16 protein-coding genes, 1 tRNA gene and 1 rRNA gene are annotated in these 19253 nt (G+C 35.6%); 10 read left to right on the top strand and 8 right to left on the bottom strand.

The genetic code is table 11. The features are described from left to right. Positions 1–136 precede the first annotated feature (136 nt). The 5 genes from Q8L85_07595 to Q8L85_07575 all read left to right on the top strand — a co-directional run bounded on the left by Q8L85_07595 (position 137) and on the right by Q8L85_07575 (position 5737). Positions 137–2587, top strand: a complete 2451-nt coding sequence (locus Q8L85_07595; GenBank protein MDP1724549.1) for a hypothetical protein — start codon at positions 137–139, stop codon at positions 2585–2587. Positions 2588–2683: 96 nt separating this feature from the next. Continuing rightward, positions 2684–2760 (top strand) — tRNA-Arg (locus tag Q8L85_07590). Positions 2761–2798: 38 nt separating this feature from the next. After that, complete coding sequence (gpt, locus tag Q8L85_07585) at positions 2799–3242, top strand: xanthine phosphoribosyltransferase (protein ID MDP1724548.1); 444 nt, start codon at positions 2799–2801, stop codon at positions 3240–3242. Between the two features lie 241 nt (positions 3243–3483). Next, a complete protein-coding gene (lepA, locus tag Q8L85_07580) occupies positions 3484–5286 on the top strand; it encodes a translation elongation factor 4 (protein MDP1724547.1) in 1803 nt (600 codons plus the stop codon). 4 nt (positions 5287–5290) lie between these two features. Continuing rightward, positions 5291–5737, top strand: a complete 447-nt coding sequence (locus Q8L85_07575; GenBank protein MDP1724546.1) for a hypothetical protein — start codon at positions 5291–5293, stop codon at positions 5735–5737. A 17-nt stretch (positions 5738–5754) separates the two neighbouring features. On the opposite strand, the gene Q8L85_07570 is transcribed toward Q8L85_07575, so the two are convergent. The 3 genes from Q8L85_07570 to Q8L85_07560 form a co-directional block, all read right to left on the bottom strand. Continuing rightward, positions 5755–6213: an RDD family protein gene (locus Q8L85_07570; protein ID MDP1724545.1), complete on the bottom strand. Its 459-nt coding sequence runs from the start codon at positions 6211–6213 to the stop codon at positions 5755–5757. 1 nt (position 6214) lies between these two features. Then, complete coding sequence (locus Q8L85_07565; protein ID MDP1724544.1) at positions 6215–6619, bottom strand: RDD family protein; 405 nt, start codon at positions 6617–6619, stop codon at positions 6215–6217. Positions 6620–6680: 61 nt separating this feature from the next. Next, positions 6681–7163, bottom strand: coding sequence for a GNAT family N-acetyltransferase (locus tag Q8L85_07560; protein ID MDP1724543.1), 483 nt, complete (start codon positions 7161–7163; stop codon positions 6681–6683). Between the two features lie 129 nt (positions 7164–7292). Here Q8L85_07560 and Q8L85_07555 point away from each other — a divergent pair, with 129 nt between their 5' ends. From Q8L85_07555 to Q8L85_07545, 3 genes are read left to right on the top strand one after another with little or no spacing between them, the layout of a single operon-like run. After that, a complete protein-coding gene (locus Q8L85_07555; GenBank protein MDP1724542.1) occupies positions 7293–9620 on the top strand; it encodes an NADP-dependent malic enzyme in 2328 nt (775 codons plus the stop codon). Beyond that, entirely contained in the window at positions 9613–10974 is a 1362-nt protein-coding gene (gene mgtE, locus Q8L85_07550; GenBank protein ID MDP1724541.1) for a magnesium transporter, read from the top strand. Before Q8L85_07555 ends, mgtE begins: the two co-directional genes overlap by 8 nt. A gap of 9 nt (positions 10975–10983) precedes the next feature. Then, entirely contained in the window at positions 10984–12153 is a 1170-nt protein-coding gene (locus Q8L85_07545; GenBank protein MDP1724540.1) for an isovaleryl-CoA dehydrogenase, read from the top strand. Between the two features lie 181 nt (positions 12154–12334). Here the strand turns inward: Q8L85_07545 and ruvX are convergent, their stop codons facing one another. From ruvX to ispG, 3 genes are all read right to left on the bottom strand, one after another. Beyond that, on the bottom strand, positions 12335–12796 hold the full coding sequence (gene ruvX / locus Q8L85_07540; GenBank protein MDP1724539.1) for a Holliday junction resolvase RuvX: 462 nt from the start codon (positions 12794–12796) through the stop codon (positions 12335–12337). After that, positions 12796–13524 (bottom strand): L,D-transpeptidase family protein, encoded by a 729-nt coding sequence (locus Q8L85_07535; GenBank protein MDP1724538.1) that lies wholly within the window; start codon positions 13522–13524, stop codon positions 12796–12798. The genes ruvX and Q8L85_07535 overlap by 1 nt, the downstream gene beginning before the upstream one ends. A 221-nt stretch (positions 13525–13745) precedes the next feature. Continuing rightward, on the bottom strand, positions 13746–14972 hold the full coding sequence (gene ispG, locus Q8L85_07530) for a flavodoxin-dependent (E)-4-hydroxy-3-methylbut-2-enyl-diphosphate synthase (GenBank protein MDP1724537.1): 1227 nt from the start codon (positions 14970–14972) through the stop codon (positions 13746–13748). Positions 14973–15383: 411 nt separating this feature from the next. Between ispG and Q8L85_07525 the strand changes: the two genes are divergently transcribed. Together Q8L85_07525 and Q8L85_07520 are read left to right on the top strand one after the other, a co-directional pair. Continuing rightward, a complete protein-coding gene (locus Q8L85_07525; protein MDP1724536.1) occupies positions 15384–16802 on the top strand; it encodes a folylpolyglutamate synthase/dihydrofolate synthase family protein in 1419 nt (472 codons plus the stop codon). A gap of 218 nt (positions 16803–17020) precedes the next feature. Next, on the top strand, positions 17021–17344 hold the full coding sequence (locus tag Q8L85_07520) for a transposase (protein ID MDP1724535.1): 324 nt from the start codon (positions 17021–17023) through the stop codon (positions 17342–17344). A 195-nt stretch (positions 17345–17539) separates the two neighbouring features. Here the strand turns inward: Q8L85_07520 and Q8L85_07515 are convergent, their stop codons facing one another. Further along, the gene (locus Q8L85_07515; protein ID MDP1724534.1) at positions 17540–18856 is read right to left on the bottom strand and encodes a hypothetical protein; all 1317 of its coding nucleotides are present in this window, start codon (positions 18854–18856) and stop codon (positions 17540–17542) included. A 295-nt stretch (positions 18857–19151) separates the two neighbouring features. Then, positions 19152–19253, bottom strand: a 23S ribosomal RNA gene (locus tag Q8L85_07510); the annotation flags it as partial.

The raw sequence follows: 19253 nt of genomic DNA, 5'->3' as shown, positions 1-19253 counted from the left end.
CGAAGTGATTATTTATTGCTTGATCTAAGGTATTCATTTTTATCATTGTACAGCTCCTTTTTTTGTATCTTGTCTGTACTATGTTTTCTTATAAAAAATCAATACCTTAGATCAAATTAAAAAAGTGTCGTGTACTATGGTAGAGAATAATAATAATTTAATTGCACGTGCTTTTTTACAAATTTTGACGCAGCAAGGTACAAAAGGAGCACAATTCGATCATTTACCAAAGGATATTCGGAAAAAAACTTTTTATGATTCTAAAACAATTTTAGGCAATTTTATTGAAAAACAATATATAGCACCTGCTAAAAATTATAGATCTTTAATACAAGATGAAAAAAAATATCAAAACTTAATAAATGATAAAAAAAATAAAAAACTTATAAAAGAAGTAAGAAAATTAGAAAAATCTATAACAAAACAAGGAGATCAAATTAAGTCTACAATAACAGCACTTCACAAATTATCAAATGACGGCTCAACACGAGCTTTTTCAATTCTAAGAAAAGATCTACTGAAAAATAAAAACACCTATTTAACACACGAAAAAATAAAAAACATCAATGTGTTGCAAGCATTTTTTATAAATCTTGCAACACGATACGTAATTTTAATTGATTTAAATCAGTTACAAGAAACCTACGAAGACATTCAAAACAATTATGACATTTTGTTCGCTCAAGGGATTGATTTTATATATTATTCTTTACTTTTTTTTAGTGTTGGTTATGGAGATTTAGAAGCAATTGAAGAAATAAGCAATATTTCTGAAGATAAATTAGCATTATTTTTTCAATATTTTGGAAATGTAAAACCAAAATACAAATTTTTAATAAAAACGATACAAAAAATTATAAACTTTTATAAAGATAATAAAGAAATAATAAATAATAATGAAGAGCTTCAATTGCAAATGGCTATATTATACACAAATGAAGTGAGTCATTTGGACGATCTTTCACCTCAAAACAAACCTCCATTAATCCATTTTGATCTTACTTCTATGCAACATTTAGCGTGCCTTGGTAATGTCAACGCCTTGGAATGGCTCTCAGAAACTTTCATGTTAGGCAAAAAACATCATAAAGCAGCTTGTTATGCTGAGATTGGGTATCGTTTAGGCAATATAAATTGCGGATTCATGTTGTCTAAAATTATACGGCAACATGAAAAAAATACTGAAGAATTAAAAAACTTATATACCTCCTTGTTTGAACAATGTAAAACAAGGGATAATATTGAATATTTAATTAACGAAATATCAAGTTGTTATTTTTTTGATGGACTTGTTAAGAAAAAATTTAACCTCATTGACAATTCATTTGCTGCAAATTTCAACAAAATCATTAATCTTTCATTGATGCACAACTTGCCTAATCATGAAAAATTATTACAATATGCAACGCTTGTTGGTCTTATATATTTTTTAAACACAAACGAAAACTCATATTGTGTTGAAACCTATAATTGGGCATTATTATCATATGAACTAGACCCAACTTCCACAAATTTATTTATTATATGCCAAATTTTATCAAATCCAGATTGGCTTCACGAAACATTAGATAAAAAAAATGAACATACTCAAAAATATATAAAATTATTTTTAGAAGAAGATCTCCTTCTTAATCCTATCCCATTCGAAAATATAGAAAAAACAAAAGGGGTTTTTGCATTAGAATTAGGGTCAATTTATTTACAAGAAAAAAATTATAAAGAAGCAGCACATTACTTTAAAATGGCAATTGATTTTGGTTCAAATAACGCTCTTATTCCCTATGCCAGCTTGTGCATTTATTATCTAGAAGATTTAAAATATGACGAAGTAAAAGAAGTTTTACTAAAAGTTGTAGATTTAAAATATAATAAACATGATGAAAAAAAAGGATATTTTTTGCTTGGGTTTATGGAATTATTACATTCAAATTATACTGAAGCGCATCACTATTTCGAAATTGGAAAACGACTTGGATCAAAAGACGCTGCTTTTCATCATTCAATTACTCAAAAAATTTTAGAACATCAATCATTATATGAGCATTCTATAAATAATAAGTTCGACATCAATCCTAACGATGAGGATTCATCATCTGGCGATACGATTCCTATTTTTTCTGATGATGAACAAGTTGATTTGACAGAGCCAGATGATTGCTTTGTTGATAGTAATCAAACGCCAATAGAGACCTCAACAAAAACATTATCTTTATCTTCTGAAATAGATTATGAACCTTGGAAAAAATATCCTTCAACAAAATTAAAGCAGGATGCTAATCCTCTCAACCAAGATGAAATTGAAGATCAAGAATCTGCACAAAAAAAAATAAAAATTGATAGGTTAGTTGAAGAACTCAAAAAACCTAAACTTAAAAAGCGTAAAATGACCAAATATTTATCACGTCTTTTAAGTTTGGTTGATAAAGAAGCTTATATTACACCTGGTGAAGCCGTACGTGTAAAATTTAATGTGGGCGACATGGTTTTGCCTATGCATATACAACACCCTAGCGCAGGCAATACAGTAGAAGCAGGACGCCTTAGAACCATTCAAACTTTTGTTGATGCGCTAGCTTCTTCACATTAATTTTTTGAGTGTTTTGATACCTAACTTAAATAAACTAATTTAAGGCTTGCTTTTTAGATGAAAGTTGACTATCTTGCGAGTTAATCAAATGACGCTGCGCCCGTAGCTCAACTGGATAGAGCATCTGACTACGAATCAGAAGGCTAGGAGTTCGAATCTCTTCGGGCGCGCCATATAAAAATGAAGCTAAATGGCAAGAGATCTCATGATAATGTCAGCAGCAATTACAACACCTAAAACATTTCCAATTTCCTGGGCAGAATTTCATCGCGATGCGCGTGCACTTGCTTGGCGATTATCAACTCTTGGGCCTTTCAATCGAATTATAGCCGTTACGCGTGGTGGTCTAGTCCCTGCAGCAATTGTTGCTTGGGAGCTTGATATTCGTCTAATCGATACAGTTTGTATCATTAGCTACCACGATTACCAAATTGGCAAAGCTGAAATTTTGAAAAAAGTAGGTGGCGATGATGAAGGCGTGCTTGTCATTGATGATTTGGTCGACACAGGCACGACGGCTACTTTAATTCGTGAAATGCTCCCCAAGGCTCATATTGCGACAGTATACGCTAAAGCAAATGGCAAGCCATTGGTTGATAGTTTTGTGACAGAAGTGAGTCAGGATACTTGGATAGTATTCCCCTGGGAAATCTAAGGCTAATTATAAACAATACTGGAACTGCACATCTTATGCACAGTTTTTAGATTTTCTAAACTTTAATCTAATCTGCTTAGTTTAGTTTCAACATACGCTAACGAAGAATTTGTCCATAATCTAAGCAATTAGAATTAGAAATTGGTTTTGCTTTCCATATCAATTATACTATAGTCATTCTTCCAGGGTTTGCTTGCATGATATGTGCTCAACGCTAGACTTTTTATAGACTGAGGATTTGATGACTAAAACTGATAAAATTCGTAATTTTGCCATTATCGCCCATATTGATCACGGTAAATCAACGCTTGCTGATCGCCTTATTGAAAAATGTAGTGCGATTGAATCACGCGACATGAAAAATCAAATTCTCGATTCCATGGATATTGAGCGCGAACGCGGTATTACGATTAAAGCGCAAACCGTTCGTCTCAGCTATCCTGCAAAAGATGGCGTTGTTTATCAACTTAATCTTATTGATACACCAGGTCATGTCGATTTTTCTTATGAAGTCAGCAGATCTTTATCAGCGTGCGAGGGTTCCATTTTAGTCGTGGACGCGTCTCAGGGGGTTGAAGCACAAACACTTGCAAACGTGTATCAAGCCATTGATCACAACCATGAATTCGTTGTTGTTCTCAACAAAATAGATTTACCCGCTGCGGAACCAGATCGCGTTAAAAAGCAAATTGAAGACGTAATAGGCCTCGATACCAGCAATTCAGTTGAAATTTCAGCTAAAACAGGATTAAACATTGATCAAGTTTTAGAAGCAATCATCACACGCTTACCTGCGCCAAAAGGCAATGAAGATGCCCCACTACAAGCATTATTGGTTGATAGTTGGTATGATGCCTATTTAGGTGTTGTGATTTTAGTCCGTATTAAAGACGGCGTGCTTAAAAAAGGCATGAAAATCAAAATGATGGGGACTGGTGGTACGTATAACGTTGAACGCGTTGGTATTTTCAAACCCAAATTAACAGATATTCCTGAATTATCCCCTGGTGAAGTTGGCTTTTTTACGGCAGGCATTAAATATGTGGCCGATTGTAAAGTGGGCGATACGGTCACAGACGAAAAAAATTCATGTTCGGAAGCATTGCCTGGCTTCAAACCGTCGATTCCTGTTGTGTTTTGTGGTCTTTTCCCTATTGATGCGGCCGACTATCATAATTTACGAGAAGGTCTTGAAAAATTACGCCTTAACGATGCCAGTTTTTCCTTTGAACCGGAAACGTCAGCCGCCCTTGGTTTTGGATTCCGCTGCGGCTTTTTAGGCCTGCTTCATCTTGAAATCATTCAAGAAAGATTATCACGTGAATTTAATCTTGATCTTTTAACAACAGCTCCTTCGGTTGTTTATAATGTTTATAAAATTGATGGCACGATGGAGGAAGTTCATAATCCTGCAGATCTTCCAGATCCCATTAAAATTTCAGAGATTCATGAACCTTGGATTAAAGCCACAATCATGGTGCCTGACGACTATTTAGGAGCAGTCTTAGCGCTTTGCACTGAAAAACGTGGCATTCAAGAAGAACTCACTTACGTGGGTCAACGCGCGATGCTTATTTATCAATTGCCACTTAACGAAGTTGTTTTCGATTTTCATGATCGTTTAAAATCTGTCAGCCGTGGATATGCAAGTTTTGATTATGCCATTGCAGATTACCGTGTTGGTGACCTTGTTAAAATGTCCATTCTTGTGAATGGTGAAGCAGTAGACGCTTTATCTATGATGATGCATCGTTCCGTCGGTGAAACAAGGGGTCGTGCTGTTTGTGAAAAGTTAAAAGATCTTATCCCACGCCAAATGTTTCAGATACCTATTCAGGCAGCTGTTGGTGGTCGAATCGTCGCACGCGAAACAATTAAAGCCTTCCGTAAAGACGTGTTAGCTAAATGTTATGGTGGTGATATTAGCCGTAAACGTAAACTTCTTGAAAAGCAAAAAGAAGGTAAGAAAAAAATGCGTCAATTCGGTAAAGTCGAAATCCCGCATTCAGCCTTTATTGATATTTTAAAAACAGGCGACAAATAAACCTATGTTTGCGATCTATTTGCATGCAATTTGTATAATACCACCTCTTTTTTTAGCCATTTTTATTTTTTTCCGCCTTAAAGGTGACAAAATCCATAAAATAATGGGGTGGAGTTTTGTTACCTTAATGTTGATCAGCATGATTGCCAGTTTTTGGATTCCCAGCTTTGGCGATCTTAGCTTTATTCACATTCTTTCAGTTGCAACCATCTATTGGATTATACGCGCTATTATAGCTATCAGGTTCAAAGGGCCAGATTGGCGTTATGTTCACGCAAGCAATATGATTGCAGCTTTTATTGGGATTTTCATTGCAGGTATTGGTGTTTTTGTGCGGCATTATATTTATCCTGGTGACGTTGGTGCAGGTGGTATCGCGTCCTTGATATTAGCGATTATCCTGATTCCAATTGCCGTTAAAATGTCTTTACGCTATAAAAAATATGTATAATATTTAGAATTTTTTTACTATTTATTTATTACTTTTGTATGTTCAAAAATTAAATCATGTAGAAATTCTTGTTTTGGTGATCTAGCGCCAATAATCATTTCCAACCACCATATAATCTGGAAGACAAAAGTGCGTTTAAAACACATCCAAAAACCAAGGCGATTGCCTTTAGCATCCCATAATATAAGCCCCATTATCTTTTTACCAATTGATGCTTGCCATTTTGAACTTTCTAAAATTGTAAAATATATAATTAATAAAATATGAAAAAATAAAATGTTAAGCCATGAAAAATCTAAGGACGCGGGGGTAAAAGAAAACGTTTTAATATGTTGAAATGTATTTGTTCCTGGAATAATAGAAATTGTTTCGACGTGCTCGGATTTACCGACAAACATATGAAGTAAATAAAATAATGCGAAAACAAATATTAAATCAATAAAATATGCCCATATGCGTTTTGATGTAATGCTCATTTTATTTTTCTTTCATTTTTACTTGTGTATGATCAAAAGCTGTATCATGAAGAAATTCTTCTTTTTTAGTAAAAAGTGCATAAATAACAGTAATTGGCCATATAAATTGAAAGACAAGAGCACGTGTAAAACACATCCAAAAACCAAGGCGATTACCTTGAGCATCGCACAATATAAGACCCATGATTTTTTTACCAATGGATGCTTGCCAATTAGAGCTTTCTAGGATGCCAAAATATAAAGTAAAAAAACCAGTAAATAAAGCACCTTTTAAGAAGGAAATGGCATCTGAATCTAAATGTAAAATTTTAAATTGTAAAAGAAGTTCATAAAAAAAGTGAAAAAATGCGCCAAATAACATGAAATCAATAATATTTGCCCATATACGTTTTGATATTATGCTCATTTTTCTCTCCTTTTTAAGCCTTCATATTCCTTTATATTATCTGAAAAAAATTAATTTTTGATTAAAATCTATAAACAAGCATTAATTCATCACGAATTGGAATATCGTAATCGCCTAAAGCTGGGATGCTGGGTTTTAAGCTACGTGCATAATCAACCACGTCAAGAAAGATGCCTGATAACACAAAGCCACGACGCTGATAAAAACGCAAAGCATCCAAATTATCATTTGTTGTCATGACATGAATTTGAGGGCAATTGTTTTTTTGGGCTTCACCGAATAAAGCATTAAGTAATTTTGTGCCAATGCCTGAAAATTTAGAGAAAGATTCAAACACAATGATTTCCCAATTAATTTTTTGGCGTTCAAAAAGCAAAAACGCGATACATTCTTCGTTGTTAAACGCTAAATATCCTTCTAAATCTTTTGTAAAATATTTTTTGCCATGGACGATTAAAGGTTCTCCACCCCAATAAAGTGTTATAAATTTTTCAAGGATTTTATGGTCTGAATTTGTTTTGGGTCGAATGATAATATTGTTCATTGTGGATGCTTTCAATTTAAATACAGAAAGATGTTGTGAACGTATCTGTATTCCCTTTCCATGGCAAGCCCATTAAGGTAAAATAAAATAGCCCTTTTTAAAGGACTTGAATCTTCTATAGAGGTTGAATTGGCTAAAAATATGTCAAAAAGTGCGCTTGATTATCATCGTGATCCGACACCAGGTAAGATTTCTGTTGTGCCCACGAAACCGCTTGCCAATCAACGCGATTTGTCGCTTGCTTATTCGCCAGGTGTTGCAGCCCCTTCCCTTGCTATTGCTGAAAATCCGGCACGCGCTGCTGATTATACAATACGTTCAAATTTAGTGGCTGTTATTACCAATGGAACGGCGGTTTTAGGCTTAGGTGATATTGGTCCCTTGGCTGCCAAACCTGTCATGGAAGGGAAAGCTGTTCTCTTTAAAAAATTCGCCGGCATTGATGTTTTTGATATTGAAATTAATGAAAAAAATCCAGATAAGCTTGTTGATATTATTGCTAGTTTAGAGCCTACCTTCGGCGGTATCAATTTAGAAGATATTAAAGCGCCAGAATGTTTTGAAATTGAAGAAAAATTAAAAAAACGCATGACGATTCCTGTTTTTCATGATGATCAACATGGGACGGCTATTATCGTAGCAGCAGCCATTCGTAATGGATTGCGCGTTGTTAAAAAAGATATTGCAAACGTTAAACTTGTTTGTTCGGGTGCTGGCGCTGCAGCGCTCGCGTGTCTTGATCAGCTTGTAAAAATGGGCTTAAAACGCGAAAATGTTTATGTTTCAGATCTTTATGGTGTCGTGTATAAAGGTCGCGAAATTGCCATGGATCCACGTAAATCCATGTATGCACAAGAAACTAACGCGCGTAAAATTGTCGATATTATGCAAGATGCAGATATATTTTTAGGATTATCAGCACCTAAAGCCCTGCCGAAAGAAGGGGTGGCCTTAATGGCAAAATCACCGCTTATTTTAGCGCTTGCTAATCCTGAACCTGAAATTTTACCTGAAGAGATCAAAAAAATTCGAAGCGATGCGATCATTGCAACAGGTCGTTCAGATTACCCCAATCAAGTAAATAACGTCTTGTGTTTCCCCTTTATTTTTAGAGGCGCGCTTGATGTGGGGGCCACTGAAATTAACGATGCGATGAAACTCGCTTGTATCGAATCTTTGGCAAATCTTGCGATGGCCGAATCATCTGATATTGTCGCACGGGCTTATGGGGACGAGGATCAAAAATTTGGTCCTGATTATTTAATACCAAAACCCTTTGATCCAAGATTAATCCTTGAAATACCGATTGCTGTAGCCAAGGCCGCCATGGAAAGTGGTGTTGCAACGCGCCCTATTAAAGATTTTGAAGCCTATAAGCACACTCTTCATTCTTATGTGTATCGTTCTAGTTTTTTAATGCGTTCAGTTATGCAAACGGCCCGTAAAAATCCCATGCGTTTGGTTTTTGCGGAAGGTGAAGAAGAAAAAGTTTTACGGGCTGTTCAAGTATTGTTGGATGAAAAATTAGTACATCCTATCTTGATTGGTCGTCCCGAAGTTATTGCCCACCGCGTTGAAAGATTAGGCTTAAGATTGAAGCTTAATAAAGATGTTGAGATCGTAAATCCTGAAGATGATCCTCGTTTTCATGAATATTGGAGCCTGTATCACACGTTAATGCAACGCAAAGGCGTAACACCTTCTATTGCTAAAACAGAAGTCCGCACGGAAACAACATTGATTGCAACGCTCATGATGTTGCGTGGCGAAGCCGATGCCATGTTATGTGGTTTGGTCGGTACCTATCCTGAACATTATCATTATATTTATGATATGTTAGGTTTGTCTGAAGGGGTTAAAGTTGCAGCCGCTTTAAGTGCCGTTGTGATGCCTAAAGGAACGGTCTTTTTAACGGATACCTATCTTTGCCAAGATCCTACTGAAGAACAACTTTCGGAAATTGCAATATTAGCAGCCGACATGGTAAAACGTTTTGGGTTAGAACCTAAAATTGCACTTTTATCCCATTCTAATTTTGGATCTTCAAGATCAGCTTCAGCGCAAAAAATGCGTAATGTCCTTGATCTTGTGAGAACGAAGGCACCGCATCTTGAAATAGAAGGTGAAATGCATGCAGATATGGCGCTTCAACCAGAAATACGTGCGTCGATTTTTCCGAATGCGCAATTAGAAGGCATGGCTAATGTACTTGTTATGCCTAATTTAGATGCAGCCAACATTGCGCTCAATCTATTGAAAAGCTTGGGTGAAGGACTTTCGATTGGTCCTATGCTTTTAGGTGTTGCCGAAAGCGCGCATATATTAACACCTTCAACAACAGTGCGTGGGATTGTTAATATGGCGGCTCTTGCTGTTGTTGATGCCCAAAGTCGTTTAGCCAAAAAAAAACTTGTGCTGAAAGAGACTGGAAAAAGAGGGGATTACGCCATTGCCTGATCAACAAGAAATTTATTTTCAGCTGACGCCTGAGTTTATGGATGCGCTTCATGATGCGCTCAATCATGGGGACCAAGAACAGGTACAGCATCTTGTTGAACCTTTACATGCGGCGGATCTTGCTGATTTATTAAATAAATCTAAAGAACTTGACCGTGTGGCGTTGATCACCTCTTTATCTTCAGCACTTGATCCCGAAGTATTGCCTTATCTTGAAGAACATGTCCAAGAAGAAGTTTTAGAACTTTTAGGACGCGATCGTTTTGCTTCTTTATTGCCAAATCTTGAAAGCGATGACGTCATTGACGTTATTAAAGATTTGGAAGAAGAAGAACGTAACGATTTGTTACAGGCCATGCCTGCGCGGGATCGTGCGATTCTCGAGCAAAGTCTTCATTATCCCGAGGATAGTGCGGGACGGCTTATGCAACGAGAAATGGTTGTAACACCAGAACATTGGACAGTAGGACAAGCCATTGATCTTATTCGTTTAAATGTTGATTTACCTAGAGATTTTTACGCTGTTTTTGTAGTAGATCCTAAATATCGACCCGTTGGTGTGTTGACCGTATCACGTTTATTACGTAGCCAACGTGAAGTTTTTGTAAACGAACTTATGGACAAGCAATATTGGCCAATACCCGTTGATATGGATCAAGAAGAAGTTGCCTCTCTTTTTAGAAAATATGGGTTGGTTTCAGCGCCCGTTATTAATCAAGACGAACGTTTGGTCGGTGTTATTACCGTTGATGACGTTGTTGATGTTATTAACGAGGAAGCTGAAGAAGATATTATGCACCTAGGTGGTGTCTCTGAAAAAGATACATCGAGTGCTGTTTTTGAAACGCTCAAAATGCGTTTTCCTTGGTTGCTTGTCAATTTAGGCACAGCCTTTTTATCTTCTTTTGTAATTTCCTGTTTTTCAACGACCATTGATCATCTTGTCGAGCTTGCCGTCTTAATGTCTATTGTGCCAGCTTTATGCGGCAATGCAGGGACGCAGACCTTGACGGTAGTCGTTCGCGGTCTTGCGACCAAAGAAATTACAGAATTAAATGCACGACGATTGGCTTTTAAAGAAATTTTTGTAGCTATTGCAAATGGTATTATTTTTGCTGTTATAACAGGTGTTGCCTCTGCGTTGTGGTTCCAGCATATTAATCTTGGTATTACCATTGGTATTGCTATGATTGGTAATTTTGTTGTGGCGGGCACTGTTGGTGCTTTGATACCTATTGGACTTTCAAAAACATCTGTCGATCCTGCAATCGCCTCAAGTGTTTTATTATCTGCTATGACTGATACGATTGGCTTTTTCTTGTTTTTAGGATTAGCATCCATCTTTTTACTATAAGGATTTAAAATGATTCCTAACCGTTCCCCCTTTTTAAATTTTGATCTCGGCGAAACAGCAACTTTATTACGCGATTCTGTTAAAAGCTTTGCGCAAAAAGAAATAGCGCCTATTGCGCAAGAAATTGATCATAATAATGAATTTCCCCGGCATTTATGGCCAAAATTAGGGGATTTAGGGGTGCTTGGTGTCACGGTGGGTGAGGAATATGGCGGTGCCCAGATGGGGTATACCGAGCATGTGATTGCGATGGAAGAAATCTCACGCGCCTCTGCTTCCATTGGATTAAGTTATGGTGCGCATTCCAATTTATGTGTGAATCAAATCCATATAAATGGCAATAAAGCACAAAAAATGAAATATTTACCAAAATTAGTATCAGGTGAATATTTGGGTGCGCTTGCGATGTCGGAAGCAGGATCTGGGTCTGATGTTGTATCCATGCGCTTGAAAGCCGATAAAAAAGGTGATCGTTATATTTTAAATGGCACCAAAATGTGGATTACCAATGGTCCACAAGCTGATGTCTTGGTTGTTTATGCCAAAACTGATCCTCAAGGTGGCACGAAAGGTATTACGGCTTTTATCATTGAAAAAGGCATGAAAGGCTTTAGTACAGCACAAAAATTAGACAAATTGGGTATGCGTGGTTCTGATACTTGTGAGCTTGTTTTTGATAATTGTGAAATCCCTGAAGAGAACATTTTAGGCGGACTTAATGCAGGCGTTCAAGTCTTAATGAGTGGCCTTGATTATGAACGTTTAGTCCTTTCAGGTGGTCCATTAGGCATTATGCAGGCAGCACTCGATATCGTTTTACCTTATGTGCATGAACGTAAACAATTTGGGAAAGCGATTGGTGAGTTCCAAATCATGCAAGGCAAACTTGCGGATATGTATACAACCTATATGGCTTGTAAATCATATGTTTATATGGTGGCAAAGGCTTGTGATCGCGGTGAAGTAACACGCAAAGATGCAGCGGGTGCAATTTTATATTCTGCTGAAAAAGCGACTTGGATGGCCTTAGAAGCGATTCAATGTTTAGGCGGCAATGGTTATATCAATGAATATCCAGTGGGTAGACTTTTACGCGATGCTAAATTATATGAAATCGGCGCAGGCACATCCGAAATAAGACGTATGCTTATTGGTCGTGAATTGTTTAAAGAAACTTGAAGAGACTTCTTTCGAAACGCTACGACTGTGGTCGATTGATGCGTCGTTTCGGTACTCAGATCCTCATGTATAAAGAATACATTGTGGTCTTCCGTGCCGAATCTTCTATCACTCGTCCCACATTAGCGAGTTTTGAAAGAAGTCTAATACCAAAATGACAGTAGTAAATTTCGAAAAAGATCTAATACTTCAATGCGTCTAAAGCACCTTGCAATATATAAGACGCTGCCATTTTATCAACAACTTGCTTTTGTCTTTTGCGCGTTAAATCAGCTTCAATCATAATGCGGCTTACAGCCATTGTTGAAAGGCGTTCATCCCAAAAAAGCAGCGGTAGATCAATAGAGGGTTCAATGTTTTTTGCAAATTGGCGTACTGATTCACACCGAGGACCCTCAGACCCATTCATATTCATAGGCAATCCGATGACAATGCCTTTAATGTTATGTTTTTGAATAATAGTTTGAATTTCTTCCAATAATTTTGAGAATTTATCTTTAATAAGCGTTTCAAGTGGGGTGGCAATCATGCGATCAAGATCAGAAAGAGCAATGCCTAATGTCTTTTCACCTAAATCAAATCCTAATAATCTGCCACGATTGGGTAATGTCGATTTAAAGTCTAAAATAGTGTGAGAAATCATTAAGAATTACTACTTTCAGCAAAACAATAAAGCTTATCTTTAATTTTTATAAGAGGCGGTATTTTTGTTTTTTCAAATTCTAAATAAACAGGCTGTAACATTGACCAGAAAAAGTACCACGAACTTTTTATATGATTTTTTAAATGCTCAGGCTTTAAGTGAAAAGGAAAAATATGCAAAGGTACTTGTTTTTGGCCAGCTTCCAAAGCGAAATGGATAAGGGTATAAATTTCTTCAATTTGAGGATCCGTCATTGCAAAACATCCAACTGAGCAACAATCACCATGAATCATGATATGTGATCCTGTTGAATCCATCGCTTTGTCGTAATGGTTAGGATAGCCAACATTAAGCGCTAAATGATATTGGCTGTTCGGATGCAAGCTATCTGCCGAGAGTGTATAAAAACCTTCAGGTGCTTGTTTATCACCCTGTTTCATTTTAGGCCCTAAAACACCAGACATTGCACAAATAGGGTAGGTTTTGAAAAGTTGGAATGTATCTTTTCCTTTAATCCAAAGTTCTAATTCTTTGTCTTTTTTGAAGATTCTAACAAAAACATTACTGCCTAATTCTAATTTTTTTTGTTGCAAGGCTGTTTTAAGTTTTGCAAGCACGCGCTCTTTAGCTTGAGCAGATCTTTTTGATTCAGGCACCCTACAATAGTTTTCGGCATTCAGTGAAAAAGATACAAAAGTAAGCATAAAAAGGTAAAGAATTTTTAACATTTTTTTTTGTCAGTAATTGCTATCACCTTTAAGAGTAATATCATTTTTTCCTTTTTCAAGATAAGTTTTATACTATTTTTTAATTTTACAAAATGTTTAGCCAAATAACTGCTCAGATTATGTGGCAAAGTCTAGAAGGAACTAGAACCGGCACGGAATGTACCTAAGTACATGAGTACCTTTGCTTCGATCTGACAACGAATTTGCCCATAGGTTGGGTCTTAAGCTGCTTTTTTGAATGCGCCATATTTTGTGTCTACATAATCTTCTAAAATAGCTTTAAACTCATCAACAATATTATCACCGCGAAGTGTTGCAACTTTCCTGCCATCGACAAAAACGGGTGCTGCTGGTGATTCACCACTTCCTGGAAGACTAATACCAATATTGGAATGCTTACTTTCTCCAGGTCCATTAACGATACATCCCATCACGGCCACATTCATTGTTTCAACGCCTTTGTAAACGTTTTTCCATGCAGGCATACGATCGCGTAAATAAGTTTGTATTTCGCCTGCGAGTTCGCGAAAGAACGAACTTGTTGTACGCCCACATCCGGGACACGCAGAAACCATAGGGGCAAAAGAGCGTATACCCATTGTTTGAAGAATTTCTTGGCAAACAATAACTTCTTTTGTGCGGGATGACCCTGGTTCAGGTGTTAAAGACACACGAATCGTGTCACCAATACCTTCAAGAAGCATAGCGCCAATAGCAATCGAAGACGCAACAATACCTTTAGATCCCATACCCGCTTCTGTGAGACCTAGATGAAGCGCATAATTATCTTCTGCAGCAAGCCTTCTGTAAACTTGCAACAATTCTTGAACGCGGCTTACTTTGCAAGCCAAAATAATTTTATTTTTGGGAAGGCCTATTTCTTGCGCTTTTTTAGCACTTGTTAATGCTGATAAAACAAGGGCATCTTGTAGAATAACATTTGCTTCTTTGGGTGTTTTAGCACTTGCATTTTGGTCCATTAATTGTGCGAGCAATCCTTGATCTAAGCTGCCCCAATTAACACCGATGCGTACTGGCTTATTATATTTTATAGCAACATCAATCATCATTTTGAATTGAGGATCATGTTTTTCACCAAAGCCTACATTGCCTGGATTAATACGATATTTATCAAGAGCTTGAGCACATTCAGGATAAGATGTTAGAAGCCGATGTCCATTATAATGAAAATCACCAATCAAGGGAACATGACAGCCTAAAGCATCTAATTTTTTGCGAATAAGGGGGACAGCTTTAGCTGCATCTTCATCATTAACTGTCAGACGCACAAGTTCTGATCCTGCATCAGCGAGCGCCTTAATTTGAGCAACGCTCGCTTCAACATTTGCCGTTTCAGTATCTGTCATTGATTGTACAACAACGGGCGCACCACCACCTACTTGAATAGAACCAATTTTGACGGCAATGGTTTGCTTTCTTTCGATCATGATGTATCCTTATTTTTATACGATATTTGTAATAAAGAGACTATAACAATTAATGCAGTAAAAAATCAAGAAAATGTCTGCATATTTTAATTGGAAAGAGTATTTACTTCTAGTGACAGAGTTTCGAAGAGATATAATATGTATTTAATTTTGTTGAATTTCAGTACAAAGGATATGAAATGATAGACTGCTTTTATATTAAAATTCAATTTAATTACCCAGCCCCCCCCTGCTACGCCCCGCGGCTTGACCGCGGGGTCCATGCTGAAAAAATAAAATGTAACTATTTATCTATACTTTTAAAAATTTTTTTTGTATCCGGCGGTCATGCCGCGGGACGTAGGTGGTGTGATGTTCAAAATTCGCTCACCCTCCTCGCGCATTATATTTTAAAAAAAGAATTCTGTAAAAATGAGCTATAATTCAATACCTTCTACTTTAGAAGATAAAGTTTTTGCCTATCCACGATTTTTAGATTTAACTTTTGATCGACTGTTTTCTGTTTTACACAATCTTGGTAATCCACATTTAAAATTACCACCTGTAATTCATGTTGCAGGCACAAATGGAAAAGGTTCAACGATCGCTTTTCTTTATACCATATTGAAAGCGCACGATTTTAAAGTTCATGTTTTCACATCACCGCATCTTGTCAAATTAAATGAACGTTTTGTTCTTGCTAATCAAGAAATTGACGATAACTATTTAATTGAGCTCATTCAATTATGTGAAAAAGCAGCATCAGATATTCAACTTACTTGGTTTGAATTGTTAACATGTGTTGCATTCTTAAGTTTCAGTCAAACAAAAGCTGATTTTTGTCTCATCGAAACAGGTCTTGGAGGTCTTCATGATGCAACCAATATCATCGAAAATCCAATATTAAGTTTAATTACATCTATTTCATATGATCATCAAGATGTATTAGGCAAGACATTGAAAGAAATTGCCTTTCAAAAGGCAGGCATTTTAAAAAAATCTTCTGTTAATTTAATTGGTCAAAACAATCCAGAGATTCTTGATTTTTATCAAAATTATATAATCGATAATGCATTAGAAGGAAAAATTTTTGATCGTGATTATAGTTTTAAACAAATTGATAAAGGCTTTAGTTTTCAATCAGGTAATAGACTTCTTTCGAAACACGCTAATGTGAGGCGAGTGATAGAAGATTCGGCACGGAAGACCGCAGTGTATCCTTATATACATAAGGATCTGAGTACCGAAACGACGCATCAATCGACCACAGTAGTAGAGTTTCAAAAGAAGTCTAATATGGAAATAATCGTTCCGACTTTAGGATTACAAGGTCAACACCAATTAGCCAATGCCTCCTTGGCTATTATGGCAAGTGTTGTTCTTAAGAAAAAAGGATATAATATTCAACAAGATATTATTGTCGATGCTATTAAAAATACGCAATGGCCAGGAAGACTTCAGCAGATTTCATCCTTAAAATCAGATGCTGAAATTTGGGTAGATGGCGCTCATAATCAAGGTGGCGCTCAAGTTTTATTGAAGACTTTAGATGAATGGTCAAAAGAATGCGATCTACACATTGTTATTAGTCTTTCTAAAACAAAAGATCCTGTTTTGTTTTTAGAGTCATTCAAACATAAAAATTATAATTTATATGCCTATCAAAATCCGTCAGATGATTTCATTTCATCTTCTGCATTAATTAATATTTCTTCTAAAATGGGTATAAAAATTCAAGAAATTACTGATTTGGATACATTTTTAGAAAATCTTAATAAATCTTTAAGCTTTAATACAAAGATAATATTTACAGGTTCTTTATATTTTGTAGGACAAATAATGAAAAGGTAAAATTTTTTAATTTATAATTTTAACAAAAAACCACGGGACTTGACCCAAAGTAATTTCTAATAAAGATGGATCAGTGTTTCCTGCCATCGATCTAATAAATTCCTGAAAACCTGATAGATAATCCTTATTGTCTTGAGATGCTAAATTATTGTCAATGTCTTTTATGTTTTCGTCAGATATATGTGCTATACCAGAATTATTTGTTTCTGGATTAAAAATTGAAATTAAAATATCCAGATACCCCTAAAATTCACTTGATTTTAGATCGTAGCCCATACAATACAAGCCTTGCAACACAGGAGGCTGCCAAAGATTGTGGTATAACTTTGCACTATTTGCACCCTTACAGTCCAAATTTAAATCTGATTGAACGCTTATGGAAAGTCATGAACGAGCATGTTTGTAATAATAAATTTTTTCCATCAGCTAAAGATTTTCGTACATCAATCATGAACTTTTTTAAAATTACATGGCCTACAATAGCAGGCGATATGGTTGATAGGATTAATGATAATTTCCAGACTTTAAAATCGGCACTTTGAGTTTAAATGAGTATATAATGAAAATTTGTTACCTGATTTTTTAGACCAGTTTTAAATTCATCATATCAGATCTATGATGTTGATTCGAGAGGACGAATTGTTCTAATTAAGAGACACCCTTCAGTAAAATGAAGGGTGTAAGGTCGTGTTTAATTAACAAACAACATAGAAGGCGGAATACTTTTTATGCTATTGTTACATAAACTTTCTTGATTCCTTTTTTCCGTGTGTTAAATAATGATTTATTGCAAATTTTCTTTTTTCCTCATTTGAGGATAGTGTTTGGGCAAAATCATATAAGTCTTGATTCAAGCGAAGATAGGTAAAAGGATTAAAATATTTTCTCCCTTCACTTTTTCCGTACCTTAAATAATGTTTTAAAGCAAATTTCTTTTTGTCCTCATCTGAGGATAGTGTTTCAGCAACGTAATATAAGTCTTCATAATAGTAAAGATAGCAGGAAGCATCAAAATTCTCAGGTAGAATTTCTAAATATTTTCTTCCTTCATTTTTTGCAAAAGTTAAAAAATGCCATATAGCAAATGTTCTTTTTTCGTCATCTGTAGATAATTTTTCAGCAGCATTGTATAGGTCTTCATACAAATATAGATAGGCAAAAGGATCAAAATATTTTCTTCCTTCACTTTCTCCAGACGTTAGATAATGAGTTATAGCAAATTTTCTTTTTTCTTCATCCGAGGATAATGTTTGGGCATGATCATATAAGTCTTGGTACATATGAAGATAGCACAAAGCATCAAAACCTGTTGGCAAATCAATGACATTAGTTGATGTGTTTATGCCATGTGTTTCAGGTTGTTGAAGTAAATCATCGTCAAGTTTCTTAATAACTATGGAAATTTTATTAGCACCGAAAACCATAAATTTTCCAGGAATAGATGGTTCTTCAAAATTAATGCTGCCATCTAATCGTAAAAAAGAGACATTATCAATGTTATGAGAAAATACTTCTATTGCCTTCAGCCAATTTTCTGCTCCCCCTTCAAGTTTATTTTCTAAAACAACACTGTTTTCCGTACGAAATATCATGTTTTTAAAATTCATCTGAAGTGCTTTAAGAATACATATCCCCCCAACATCAGCTATCGAATCCTGAATATTTATTTTACCCCCTGCGTTCATATTTAATTTGTCTTCTGCAATCAAAAGAGTTTTTTCAAAATTAAAACTTGCAGCTTTAAAAGATAAATTTTTATAAGAATAGGATGGCTGCATATCACCAGAATCTATTTTTTCAAAATTTTCCTTACATGATTGAACGAGCTCGGGCATATTAACAATCTCTAGCGATGATAACGTAACTTCATCATCATGTATCTGGATTGCCCAAGCGCCTCCTCTAGGAGACTGATACGACTTAATAACATAGTGCTTATCACTTGCGCCATCAGGAAAAATAACCTCCTCACCATTAATTTTAATAGCAAAAGACATTTTGGATAAAAGAACTAAGGATAACAAAGATATTTTGATAAGGTTAGTGATAGACATGTTTTCTCCAACTTAATTTTATAAACAATTTTTAACGAATTGATTTCATTGTATAATATGATGATTTACTACCAACAAATTATAAATCAAACCGATATAAAGAATAAAAAAAGGATAGGAAGCATATCACTTCAGATCTTTTTTAAACTCATTAGTAATATCAAACACAAAAAAAAGAGCTAAAGCGATTAAGCTTGAGCTCTTTTTTGAAAGTAAGTAAAACAATTATTGTAGACATTTGTATTCGATATAATTTCTGAGATCTAATTTTAGAAAGGAATAAAGAAGAATCGGAAAGATCAAGCCGATCATCTTATTAGTAACAGTAAGCTAAATACATTGCTGTATGTACACATCTGTCCTATTAACGTGGTGGTCTACCACGAGATTAATTGGG

Source organism: Alphaproteobacteria bacterium, from assembly GCA_030680745.1.
GTDB lineage: Bacteria > Pseudomonadota > Alphaproteobacteria > JAUXUR01 > JAUXUR01 > JAUXUR01.
Note: the sequence above shows the minus strand (reverse complement) of the source record. Positions and strands in the feature narration are given on the sequence as shown.

Bases quoted from the DNA above. Each gene is read 5' to 3' on its own strand.
- Q8L85_07535 (MDP1724538.1), bottom strand. From the start codon at position 13,524: ATGTTAAAAATTCTTTACCTTTTTATGCTTACTTTTGTATCTTTTTCA.
- Q8L85_07525 (MDP1724536.1), top strand. From the start codon at position 15,384: ATGAGCTATAATTCAATACCTTCTACTTTAGAAGATAAAGTTTTTGCC.
- Q8L85_07575 (MDP1724546.1), top strand. From the start codon at position 5,291: ATGTTTGCGATCTATTTGCATGCAATTTGTATAATACCACCTCTTTTT.
- Q8L85_07595 (MDP1724549.1), top strand. From the start codon at position 137: ATGGTAGAGAATAATAATAATTTAATTGCACGTGCTTTTTTACAAATT.
- lepA (MDP1724547.1), top strand. From the start codon at position 3,484: ATGACTAAAACTGATAAAATTCGTAATTTTGCCATTATCGCCCATATT.
- gpt (MDP1724548.1), top strand. From the start codon at position 2,799: ATGTCAGCAGCAATTACAACACCTAAAACATTTCCAATTTCCTGGGCA.
- Q8L85_07545 (MDP1724540.1), top strand. From the start codon at position 10,984: ATGATTCCTAACCGTTCCCCCTTTTTAAATTTTGATCTCGGCGAAACA.
- ruvX (MDP1724539.1), bottom strand. From the start codon at position 12,796: ATGATTTCTCACACTATTTTAGACTTTAAATCGACATTACCCAATCGT.
- Q8L85_07560 (MDP1724543.1), bottom strand. From the start codon at position 7,163: ATGAACAATATTATCATTCGACCCAAAACAAATTCAGACCATAAAATC.
- Q8L85_07570 (MDP1724545.1), bottom strand. From the start codon at position 6,213: ATGAGCATTACATCAAAACGCATATGGGCATATTTTATTGATTTAATA.
- ispG (MDP1724537.1), bottom strand. From the start codon at position 14,972: ATGATCGAAAGAAAGCAAACCATTGCCGTCAAAATTGGTTCTATTCAA.
- Q8L85_07515 (MDP1724534.1), bottom strand. From the start codon at position 18,856: ATGTCTATCACTAACCTTATCAAAATATCTTTGTTATCCTTAGTTCTT.
- Q8L85_07565 (MDP1724544.1), bottom strand. From the start codon at position 6,619: ATGAGCATAATATCAAAACGTATATGGGCAAATATTATTGATTTCATG.